This window comes from Gluconobacter kanchanaburiensis NBRC 103587 (genome assembly GCF_007988905.1).
GTDB lineage: Bacteria > Pseudomonadota > Alphaproteobacteria > Acetobacterales > Acetobacteraceae > Gluconobacter > Gluconobacter kanchanaburiensis.
The window spans coordinates 1-10127 of the sequence record NZ_BJVA01000029.1 but is presented as its reverse complement, the minus strand read 5'-3'; the positions used below and the strand labels follow the sequence as shown (position 1 = coordinate 10127).

At 49.1% G+C, this 10127-nt stretch carries 6 protein-coding genes and 1 pseudogene; 5 read left to right on the top strand and 2 right to left on the bottom strand.

The features are described from left to right. Positions 1-259 precede the first annotated feature (259 nt). From GKA01_RS13265 to GKA01_RS13250, 3 genes are all read left to right on the top strand, one after another. Positions 260-2749, top strand: a complete 2490-nt coding sequence (locus GKA01_RS13265; protein ID WP_228120083.1) for a TonB-dependent receptor — start codon at positions 260-262, stop codon at positions 2747-2749. 279 nt (positions 2750-3028) lie between these two features. After that, the gene (locus GKA01_RS13255) at positions 3029-4579 is read left to right on the top strand and encodes a PepSY-associated TM helix domain-containing protein (RefSeq protein WP_146864051.1); all 1551 of its coding nucleotides are present in this window, start codon (positions 3029-3031) and stop codon (positions 4577-4579) included. Continuing rightward, positions 4579-4941: a DUF3325 family protein gene (locus GKA01_RS13250; protein WP_146864048.1), complete on the top strand. Its 363-nt coding sequence runs from the start codon at positions 4579-4581 to the stop codon at positions 4939-4941. Before GKA01_RS13255 ends, GKA01_RS13250 begins: the two co-directional genes overlap by 1 nt. 85 nt (positions 4942-5026) lie before the next feature. Here the strand turns inward: GKA01_RS13250 and GKA01_RS13245 are convergent, their stop codons facing one another. Next, positions 5027-5731 carry an SDR family NAD(P)-dependent oxidoreductase gene (locus tag GKA01_RS13245; RefSeq protein WP_146864046.1) on the bottom strand — a complete coding sequence of 235 codons (705 nt, stop codon included), beginning with the start codon at positions 5729-5731 and terminating at the stop codon, positions 5027-5029. Positions 5732-5990: 259 nt separating this feature from the next. Between GKA01_RS13245 and GKA01_RS13240 the strand changes: the two genes are divergently transcribed. Continuing rightward, on the top strand, positions 5991-8324 hold the full coding sequence (locus GKA01_RS13240; RefSeq protein ID WP_228120082.1) for a TonB-dependent siderophore receptor: 2334 nt from the start codon (positions 5991-5993) through the stop codon (positions 8322-8324). A gap of 694 nt (positions 8325-9018) precedes the next feature. Beyond that, positions 9019-9804 (top strand): siderophore-interacting protein, encoded by a 786-nt coding sequence (locus GKA01_RS13235; RefSeq protein WP_146864043.1) that lies wholly within the window; start codon positions 9019-9021, stop codon positions 9802-9804. 24 nt (positions 9805-9828) lie between these two features. Here GKA01_RS13235 and GKA01_RS14130 read toward each other — a convergent pair. Continuing rightward, positions 9829-9972: pseudogene (locus GKA01_RS14130) on the bottom strand (IS3 family transposase); the annotation flags it as partial. Positions 9973-10127: the final 155 nt, after the last annotated feature.

The window sequence follows — 10127 nt, the reverse complement described above, 5'->3', positions numbered from 1 at the left end:
AAGATCCATCTGTTCATCCGTCAGCCAAAACAGGTCGCTCATTGCCAGTCTCCTCGCAGAGCCTGAATCAGATTTCCATAATCAAATCAATGGGTCCCGAGCCTAGACACAAGCATATGTAAATAAACAAATTCACATAAGGAAACCAAGAAAAATCAGAAAACCTTACTGATTCCCACAGGCTTGGTCGTCCTACCTCCTGAGTAAAATGCAATTCATTCGCGATTGCATACCCAAAGCTTCGGGAAATGGGAAAAGAATGAGCTTTCAGAAGGCGCACCGTTTGGCAGGACAGTGCAGAAACTTTTATTGGTTGATGTCAGGAACGGCCCTGGCTGTTACGAGCTTCTTAGTTTCTGAAATACCCGCACATGCGCAGGGACAATTCGCTCCCAATGCCACAGCCCAGCTGATGATCTCGGTCAATATTCCAGCGGGTGACCTCAACGCATCCCTGCTTGCCTTGAGCCGAAAAGCCGGACTGCAGGTGTTCTACGACATGAACAAAGTCGACGGGCTACGAGGGAACGCCGTGTCAGGGACCATGACACCAGATGAGGCCTTCAGTCGTATTCTGGCTGGAAGTGGTTATACGTTTTCACGTTCAGGCCAGCGCATTTCCATCTTGCAAGTTTCCTCTCCCATTATGCTTGGCCCAGTACGGGTTGGAGGACGTTATCGCATTGCAGTCCCCGCCACAGCAATGATTGGTAATCTGCCACCAACGCTGCCCGGTGGAGAGATTGCGCGTGGCGGACAGCTCGGGCTGCTGGGCAACCGGGATGTGATGGACACGCCATTCAATATGACAAGCTATACTGAAGCGTTCATCCAAGAGCGACAGATTCGAACAATCCGGGATGCATTGAAAGACGACCCTTCTGTCAGAGGAATATTCTCGGAAGGAACGGCTGGCGTAGAACGCCTGCAGATCCGTGGCTTTACACTGGATAATGTGGATATTTCCTATGGTGGAATGTACGGGATGATGCCATTCAGCGGCATCACCTCGGAACTTGCCGAACGGGTTGAAGTGCTGCGCGGTCCTGCGGCCTTGCTGAACGGCATGTCCCCTGGAGGTGCAATCGGGGGTGTCGTCAACGTCGTGCCCAAGCGGGCCCATGATACGCCGATTACGAAGATCGAAGCGGATTATACCTCCAACTCGCAGTTCGGGGGACATGCTGATATCGGACGGCGTTATGGCAAGGAAAAGCAGCTTGGTATTCGTGTAAACGGCATGATCCGCTCGGGCTCGACCGCAATCCCCTATAGCGGAATGAAAACGGCGCTGGTTGGAGCGGGCGTTGATCTTCGACTACACCATGTCCGGCTATCGACTGACTTCGGCTACCAGGTTCGTAACATCGATGGGGTTCTTCCATACTACTCGCTGGCTGCAGGCGTGCCGGTCCCCGATGTCTCAAAGGTTAAAAGAAACTACAAGCTGCCCTGGAGTTACTTCAATGGAGAAGACATTTTCGGGGTATTCCGAGGAGAAGTAGATCTTTTCCGTAATTTTACGGCCTATGGCAGTGTTGGTGTTCATGACTACAAATACAGGGGCGCATATTCTCAGTATGTGGTTGTTAGCAATGCCCAGGGAGCGGCGTCTGGCTCCAGCCCGGTTGGGATTGTACAGAACGGTCGTTATCTGACTGCCGATTTAGGCGTTCGCGGAAAAGTCGATACCGGCCCCCTCAAGCACGATCTGGCGTTCTCAGCTAACCGTCTTGATCTTACGATGGGTCGGATTTTTGGTTCGAACACTGATATTCCTGCTTATGCTTTGAATATTTACAGCGGAAAAAATTATTATCCTCTGAACCGCAGTGTCTCTGTTCCCTATAGTTCTCCGAAGACTGGAACATCGACCCTGTCCAGTCTGGCGTTTGTCGACACGATTTCTACGTTGCACAATCGTATTCAAGTTACAGCCGGGCTGCGAGCTCAACGCGTACAAAGCGCGAGCTACAGCACCACAACAGGAGCAGCTTCTGGAATTTATGACAAAACGGCCATAAGTCCGGCTGTGCTCGCCGTGTTCAAACCGCTGAAGAATGTCTCGATCTATGGAAACTGGATCCAGGGACTACAGCAGGGAACGACGGTTGGCACAACTTATGCCAATGCAGGTGAAATCCTCGCTCCATACAAATCGACGCAATATGAAGTCGGCGTAAAAGCGGATTTCAGGAAGTTTATAGCTACATTCGATGTTTTCCAGATATCCCAACCCAACACTGTTTCCAACGCAGCAACCAATATACTTACAGTGAACGGAAATCAGCGTAATCGCGGTCTCGAATTGAATATTGCTGGTGAAGTTTTGCATGGTCTACGCGCTACGGGCGGTGTGATGCTTCTAGACCCTACTCTCACAAATACGCAGGGAGGCACTTACAACGGTCAGCGAGCACCGAACACCTCCCCTGTTAATTTCAACATGGGGTTAGATTACGACATACCATTTATCAAAGACCTCTCGGTAACGTCTGACATCATGTATACTGGGTCAGAATACATTGAAAACTCGACATCCTACAGGAGAAGTATTCCCAATTGGGTCCGTCTCGACTTGGGTGCCCGCTATGCCATGAGAAATCCAGCTACAAAAAAAGGAAAGATAACGTTTTTCCTGAACGTGGATAATGTGACTAACGCTCGCTACTGGAATTCCAGCGGGGCCCGATTCTTGTCACTGAGTGCACCGCGAACGGTTCGCTTCTCGATCGCTGCTGACTTCTAATGAGACGGTCCAGATCAGGCGTCTTCGCAAGAGTTATTTTAGCAACCGGAGGCGCCTATTTTGTCACCTCCTCAACGCTCTCAGTATTCTGCATTATCCTGTTTGCTTCCGGAATGCCCCGTGTAGATGTTGTAGCACTGGGAATGATGCTGGGATTCATCCTCTATTTGTGCCTGGCCCTTTGGGTCTTCTCCTCCCGAAGGCTGTGGCAGGTTCTCACAATGTTTGTTCTCGTTCTTACTGCTGAGAACTGCATATTTTTTGTCATCGGGCACTAACATGGATCAGAATTTCAGACGTTCTATGGGTTGGATGCACACTTGGGCTGGGGTCGTACTTGGAAGCATTCTGTTTGCAATCTTCTGGATGGGCACGCTTTCAGTGTTCGATAGCGAGATCGATTCCTGGATGGAGCCGGCCACGCGACTTCCTGCCGCGACAAGCCCTTTACCACTCGAAACGTTTAGACCTTCACTGAACGACGCGATTACTGCGAAAGCCGCCTTCTGGAACGTGATCATGCCTGATGACCGTCAGGCCGTCGTTCATGTCCATTACCGAACCCGCCAAAAATTCATCACGCGTGAGTTCGACCCGGTAACAGGAAAAGAACTTCCGAACAGCGGGACGCTTGGAGCCACAGGTTTCATTTTTCCATTTCATTATACACTTGAAATTAGACTAATGAATATTGGAGAATGGGTGGTTGGGTTGGCATCTATGAGCATGCTAGCATTGTGCGTCACGGGAATTATAATCCATAGAAAAATATTTTCAGAATTTTTTACTTTTAGGCCAAACAAAAATTCAAAACGATTACTCCTTGATATACACAACATGGCTGGTGTTCTTGGTCTTCCTTTTCATATTATCCTTACATTCTCCGGTCTTATCATTCTGAGCGCAACATTTTTCCCCAGCAATGTGAAAGCTGTTTATCCAAACCCGCGTGATTACTTTTTTGAGGTTAACGGCCTGACATTCCTCCCGATAAAGTCCGGAAAGACAGGCGCACCCGTTGCTTCGCTGGATAAAGCAGCCTTATTCGCTCGGAAAGTCTGGGCTGGAGCGGAGCCTCATACGATCCTCGTAGTCAATCCTGGCACAACAACAAGCAGAATGGCGTTTTTTCGCGAATGTGACCGGCAGGTCGTTGTTGACAGGGATGTCATCTCATTCGAAGGGCCAACCGGAAAATATTTTTCTCGATCTCCAACGCCACATCTAATTATTCGTGCTGAACGCTTTCTAAGCGGCTTGCATCTCATTCAATTTCATCACTGGGCCTTGCGCTGGTTCTACTTCATTTTAGGTCTAGGAAGTTGTGTTTTGATTGGAACAGGATTTTTATTCTGGCTTGAAACGCGCCGAAAGACACAGAATAACACTTTCGGCTTCCGTATAGTGGAGGGCTTAACCTCAGGGTCAGTAACGGGGATCATCATTGCGACATTGATCTTCTTCGTCGCGAACCGCTTGCTACCTCCGGATGCATATTTATTTGGCCACGACCGTGCCACTTTGGAAGTTTGGTCGTTCTATCTTTCCTGGCTTGCAACATTCCTGCATGGCTGGATGCGGCCGCGCCAAATGTGGATCGAGCAAAGCACCACCATCGGAGTTCTTGCGCTCCTTGCCGCATTGCTAAACTGGATTACGACAGGAGATCACCCACTGCGAACACTCTTCCATCGTTATCTCTGGCCAGTGGCCGGAATGGATGGTGTATTAGTGGTCGGAGCTGCACTAGCCTTAATAACATCGATGCGTCTGTCTCGTAGAGCACGATTACCTAATACCTTAAGAATCCCATCAGGAGAGCATCTGTAATGGTATCAATCCTTATCTATATGATTTTTTATTTAATCATTTTTATATCTTTTTCACTCTTAGCACTGACGCAATTTCCGCATCGTCGAGCCACCAAGACGTCGGAACTATCACAAAACGCCATTTTTATAGCTCGTCTGTTGGCAGGATTTCTGCAAACTAGTATTTTGATTATGGCTGTTTGGCACGATGGAGGAGGGTTTGGATTTCTTCTCTGGGCCTGTCTGCTATCACTTTCTGCTTTTTCTGTATCGCTGATTCTAGGGGGGCGGCCTAACCTTCTGGCACCCCTAGCAAGACAGATGGTTTTACTGGAATATTCCGACGTTAACGTCCATCTAAACGGATCAAGAAACCGTTGATTGAGATTCCTAGTTCGTAATTTCATAGATTTTGAGTATTCGTCGATACAGCCTCTGGAGTCCTTCCGACACGGAGGTTTCGTAATCAGATCGTGGTGATCGACACCGCCTTACGGCCAATGTGCAGATCCCAGAACATGGCTGCGACCGTTTCCGGCAATAAAGTGGAAGCGTTATCCTCGAAAGAGGTGTTCTTGACCATAGAGTTGATGACCACCTCCCCTACATAGACATCATCTGCCGCTAGTTTCTGGTGCAGAACGCCCACGGCCTTGTGCAGAGCTGCCTTGGCGGCAGCGCCGCCCATCGCTCCGATCCGGGCGACGAAGGCATCAACTTCGTCATCAAAGAAACCGAAGCCGCCGCCAGTCACCAGAACCTCGCCCTTTTGGACGCACAGACCAGAAAGGGCGGCTCTCACGCCAGCAAGAAGTCCATGAAGCGTTATATCCAGCAAGGATTGCAATTCTACGGTGGTCGCTTCGAGCAGATTACAGGTAGCATAAGTAAAGGCGTTCCAATGCAGCGTCGAGATCGCACCCAGATCGACCTCGACCCGAACGATGCTTCTTGTCACGGCTTCCGGATCGGCCAGATTTGCGCTGTAGGCATGGGCCTCGATACCTTCCGCCGTGAACTGCTCGACCGCCTTGTCCAGCTTTTCGGAATTACGCGCAACAAGAGCGAGGCGATAACCAGACTGTGCCCATTGCTGGGCTACGGCATGTGAAACGCCCGGGCCATAACCGCAGATGACGATCAAAGGATGCGCTTCAGGAGTGACATGCATGGCGATATTCCGCAGAAAGAGGATGTTTCCTAATGGTTTGGAAAATGGTGCCTGAATAACCTGCCGGCAAGATCACCTAAAGGGTCCGCTATGCGGACAGAAGGGCGCAGACACCATACGGTCACATCGAGGCACACCCCACGAACTGGACTCTGTTTGCGAATTAGCAAAACCAGAAGGTTTTTCGAACCCGCTGCCTTGCACACGCCGCAGAATGCATGTTATTGCGAGTTATTCTTAATTTCATCGAGTGCCATAGATGTTTGACATAACTCCTCCTCTGTCTCGGTTCTCTATGCGCTCCGTCCTATTCGCCTCTGCATTTATTCTTCCTGCTCCTGCATTTGCTGCGCATCATTTACACAACAAAGATAATCACCATCATCATAACAATACTACCAAAAAAATATCATTAAAAAATAAAAATATAGAAAATATTTCCGTTATAGGCTCGAATAATACTCTAAATACTTATACCATACACAAGACCAGCGCATCGACCGGACTACCTTTAAGCCTGCGTGAAACGCCTCAGACCGTTACCGTCATCACACGGCAGTTGATGGATGACATGCAGATCAACACGCTAGACGATGTCATGAAAACAACTGCGGGCGTTACGTCACTTCAGAATGATAACGCAGGGCGCACCACTTACCGCGCCCGGGGCTTTGATATTACAAACTATCGTGTCGATGGCATGCAGATAAACGGATCTACAGGATTTAGTGGTTCAGGTTCGACCATGAATATGGACCTGTACGACAATGTTCAAATCATCCGTGGCGCGAATGGTCTCATGGGGGGAACAGGCGATCCGTCTGCAACCATCTATCTCGAACGCAAGCAGCCAACCAAAACCCAGCAGGTCAACGCCATGCTTCGGCTCGGAAACTGGAATGACCATCGTGTCATGCTGGATATAAATAAGCCTCTCAATAAATCCGGAACGATACGAGGCCGATATGTATTTTCCTGGGAAGACTCCGATACCTTCAGGCAGCGCGAAAGCTTCTATAACATTGGTGCACTTGCGAATTTTGCGGCGAATCTTTCCAGTCGAGACGTTATAAACTGGGGATTCCAATACGAAAAGACGCGAGATAATGGTGCCTCTTGGGGATCAAATGTTCCGATCTGGTATGCGGACGGTACGCGTACAAGCCTACCGCGCAGCACAAACCCAGTAGCCAATTGGAGCTTTTCGGAAGCCAATACAATGTCAGCCTTCGGAAATTACGACCACAGATTTTCAAAAAACTGGCATCTTCGCGTGAGCTACATGCATACATGGAGCGGAAATTATCAAAACCTTGGAAATCTTAAGGTAAACAATGGTTCCAAAAGTACGGGTGGATATGCTGGATTTTGGAACCAGGATGGCACAGGTGCCTACCTTAATGCGCTCCATGCTGAATATAATGACACTCGTGACACAGCAGACGTTCGTTTGACAGGACAATTCAGGGCACTCGGACACACACAAAACATCGTCTTCGGCTTTAATGGATACAGTGATGAATTAACAACATGGTCATTCAGTAAAGCCTTAGGAAACTGTAATATATCCAATGTTACACCATACTCAAATTGCCAATACCGTTCCACGGGTTTAGCAATTACCGATTGGAAAAATTGGGATGGGAATTATGCCAATTTCAGTACTCATCGCACCAACGCACGTGAGGTGGACGTCACACGAAACTACGGTGCGTATGTAAGTGGTCATTTCGTATTAGCAAAAGGATTGAATCTTATCCTTGGCGGAAGAATGAGTTCTTATCAGTACTACTCAGGCGTTTATAACAATAAAAATTCTTATACATCCTCTTCCGGTTCGATGAATCAGAATGCGGTTCTTACACCATTCACGGGCCTTGTGTATAATATTACCAAGAATATTTCACTTTACGGAAGCTATACGAATATTTTCACTCCGCAATCCGCTTATAGGGATGCTAATAACCAACCTCTCTCCCCAGTTTTAGGCAAAAGCTATGAGACCGGCCTTAAAGGCGAATTTTTCCATGGTCGCCTAAATAGCTCACTTGCGTTCTACCTTAACAATCAAAACAACGTTGCAAAAACGACTGGATTGACCAACTCTATTACCGGAAACACAATTTATACATCTGCCAATGGCGTTAAAACCGAAGGCGTTGATTTTGACATTTCCGGACAACTCACGCGTGGATGGAATATCCTGTTTGGTTACAGCTATCTTCAGGAAAAAGGGCTGGGATATCAGGAAGATCCACATAACTTGATTAAAATGAGTACAACTTATAATTTTCAGGGAGCACTACACAACCTGACGATCGGCGGCGGTTTTACCACACAGACCAGCACCTCCTGGCCAGTCAACCCAGGCCGGCCGTTAGGCAACGGAAAGTATGATGCGTCTAACCTGTACCTGAACGGATACACGCTGATCAATCTAATGGCCCGCTATCGGCTTACAAACTGGCTTAATCTTACCGGAAATATCAGCAATCTGACTAATAAGACCTATTACAGACAAGCAGGCTTTTATGATGGCGCAATCTATGGTCAACCACGGACATTCTATTTCACTCTCCGCGGCAGTTATTAGAACCTTTGTGAAAATTCAGGGATGAGCAGTTCAGCGAATAGAGGCAGCAAACGATTGACCTGAAACGGCCTCGATTATCTGTGGCGCAGCCATCGCGCTGCTACATCTAAACCGGTCGAGTGTCTATTACCGGCCGGTACCAAGGAGCGACGCCGATCTTACGTTGATGCGGCTGATTCATGGTCAGTTTCTGGAGATGCTGTATTGCGGGTCATGGCTTCCGATAGGTCTGCGGACGATCCATCAGAAGCCACGCACGACGATATAACATACGGCGCATCGAAAATATCCCTCTCTACTGCGGGATATGATGCTCGATCGACCCAGTCAGATCTGGTGCGATGCCATCACCTGGAAGGTTCGAAAAACCCACCAGTTCTGGGTCTCTCTATGTGATTCCATCACTCCCATGTTAATTGGGGTATAGATCATGCAGCAGCCTGGCTTTCTTTGCTGTTGAAGAGCAGAACCCAGCATGTTGTGAGGTGCCTAGGAGCATCAGGAGCGGTTGACAGCGATTGACACGGAGGGTGGATCGACGCTTTATTCTAATTATCCATCCGGTCTTTTAGGTCGGGTGTCGTATGCGTTAACGTGAAACAACGCACAGAACCGCAGCTTCAAGGCTGGCGAACTGTGCGTCTGCCTATCTAGCAGACCGATGGTCTGTCAGCCCGAAGGGAAGGATATGCAGATGAGTATTTTTCAGTCTATTTCTGATCGTAGCGATGCACCAGAAATCCAGCGGGTTCGTCATGAACTCCGTCAGCGTACTCTGAAGGTGGATTCAGTCCAAAATTTGACCCCGCATGTGATCCGGGTCACCCTGACAGGGCCAGATTTGGAAGGGTTCGTCAGCTCGTCTCCCGACGATCATATCAAGATATTTATTCCTGATTTGGACGGTACGCCTACGCGCCGAGACTATACGCCGCGTCGATACGATCCACTGACCGGAACCTTACTTCTGGATTTTGTAAAGCATGATGGGGGGCCAGCGGCCGCATGGGCGTGCTCGGTCAAGCCTGGTGATCATCTACAAATCGCAGGTCCGCGCGGATCGCAGGTCATTACCGGACAAATCGATCAGTGGTTGTTGATTGGTGATGAAACCGCTTTGCCTGCCATTGGTCGCCGGATTGAGGAGCTTCCTGCTGGCGCCTCGGTCACGAGCGTTGTAGCAATTCCCGGAGGGGCTGACGAACAGGTTTTTGTGACTGCTGCCCATCATGCAGCACATTGGATCTATCGTTCTCCTGAGCAAGCAAATCAGGCTGATAGCCTAATTGCTATGCTTGAGAGAATTGAGATCCGTGATTGTACCTTCGTCTGGATTGCGGCGGAGGCCAATGTGGCAAAGGCTCTGCGTCGATATCTTCTGGAGGAGCGTGAGATCACCCCTCAATGGATCAAAGCGGCAGGTTACTGGATCAAGGGTCTTGTCGGTGCGTCTGTGAAGGACGTCGATGGGGGGCATTGATACTGCGGAGAGGCATCATGGATTGCGAGCCTTAATCCGTTTGAAAATTTCTGGCACGCTGCTCTGTCGCACAGGCCGATAATAGCCGCCTGACTAGTTGAGTTACAGCAGCGCGCACTGCCGAATTATCGGCAGACGCGCTCGCTTCGGGCCAGTTATCTGCCGCCTTTACTCCCACCTGAATAGACCGTTGCCTTCTCCAGATCAGGGTAGAACACCGCAAAATCAGAGAGCTTTTCAAACTCTCTCACTAAGCTCAGGACTCATAGGCGGAAGAAGACGGTGGGGCATCTGTCGTAGCGAGTGCTATCCTCCGCCAGCCC